The sequence below is a fragment of the Kluyvera sp. Awk 3 genome (assembly GCF_028069715.1).
GTDB lineage: Bacteria > Pseudomonadota > Gammaproteobacteria > Enterobacterales > Enterobacteriaceae > Kluyvera > Kluyvera georgiana_A.
Window position 1 is genome coordinate 1 of sequence record NZ_JANEWH010000272.1, and the last position, 1,403, is coordinate 1,403.

Genomic DNA, 1,403 nt, shown 5'->3' on the forward strand with positions numbered 1-1,403 from the left:
GCACAGAATAGTTAGTACCACTCACCTGCAACCAGGGTGTGAACATTGAATGCGTCATCCATAGAACGACCGGTATTCTGTGAGCCCGGGGCAATGTTGGAACCGGCTTCAACGTCATAGGCGCTGGAGATACCAACGTGCTGAACGGTAGCGGTTTTAGTGGAACTGGCTGGCTGCGTGGCAGGCTCGGCAGCAAATACACCGAAAGAGAGTGTTGACAGCAGAATAGCTGCAGATGCGATTTTGATATTTTTCATAATGTTTATTCTCTAACTGGATTAAGACTTTTGAACGCCAAGGCATCATTTCGCCCTTGAACACAAGTGTAGATCCAGATCACACTTTTGCCTAGTCAAAATATTTAGCTATTCGTGTCAAATTTATTGAATATTATGTCGAAAGGGGCAAATGTGGAGATATTATGGAGGTTATGAATTTTTAATTAAATAAAACAGCGGTCGTATTTAATAATAACACATCGCGCAGAATTGAAAATACAGGCCGGCTTATCTCCGGCCCGTAAATGACTACATGGTATAACCCAACGTCAAAGAAGTACGGCGATCGGTGTGATTCGGTGCCGTTTCCGGTGGCTCAGAGTTCCACGTCACGTTGTAGGCCACTTTCAGGCCAAAGTGCTCATTGATAGCAACATTTAGCGCGGTTTCTGAGTTGACGGTCGTATCATCGGCCCCCAATACAGAGACACCCTGAGTGAATTTAGTGGTGTCGGTCATCTTCCATGCATAGGCCGCAGACGCGTAACCCAGCGCCTGTGTTTCCGAGTTTCCGTCGGTGTATTCGTCGTAACGAACACCGGGACCAAATTCAAAACGGAAACTGTGGATCGGCCCGGTCAGGAACTGGCGACCATAACCTGCGGTAAAGACATCACGCTCGTGATAGCCGTTATAACGGTCGGTTAACCAGCTAGCCTGGCCAAACAGGTAGTCTTCATGCGTCATGTTATAGCGACCACGGCCGCCAACAGCATATTTTTCAGAAGAGCGTTCATCGTTAGCGGATGTATTGCTGGCATTGCCCCACAGGGACCATGCCGTCGTATCACCGTACCAGGTCAGCGTTGAATCAGCGGTTGCTGATGAGCTTTTGGTATTGCCAGATTGTGCGAGGTAGCCCGCATTCACGTTACCTTCAAAAGGTTTTTTAGCGCTGGTTGGGTCATCCATGACAGTAAAAACGGTATCACTGGCGGTTGCATATGCAGACGCAAACACGCCCCCCAGCAGCACAACCGCTGCCGGTACTGTCTTCAAAAGCTTCATTTATTATGAGTCCGTACAACAAAAAAGGAGACGATTCCGTCCCGGAAACTTTCGCGAGGATCAACGTCGGGGTGGTCCATAGAAAGGCAACAAATTATAAAAAGGCACGAATAACAT

2 protein-coding genes are annotated in these 1,403 nt (G+C 48.0%); both read right to left on the reverse strand.

Features of this window, described 5'->3' with window-relative positions:
• Nucleotides 1-11: 11 nt before the first annotated feature.
• Entirely contained in the window at nt 12-257 is a 246-nt protein-coding gene (locus NNN71_RS24560) for a hypothetical protein (RefSeq protein WP_271459576.1), read from the reverse strand.
• Nucleotides 258-527: 270 nt separating this feature from the next.
• Nucleotides 528-1,286 carry a DUF481 domain-containing protein gene (locus NNN71_RS24565; RefSeq protein ID WP_163448645.1) on the reverse strand — a complete coding sequence of 253 codons (759 nt, stop codon included), beginning with the start codon at nt 1,284-1,286 and terminating at the stop codon, nt 528-530.
• Nucleotides 1,287-1,403: the final 117 nt, after the last annotated feature.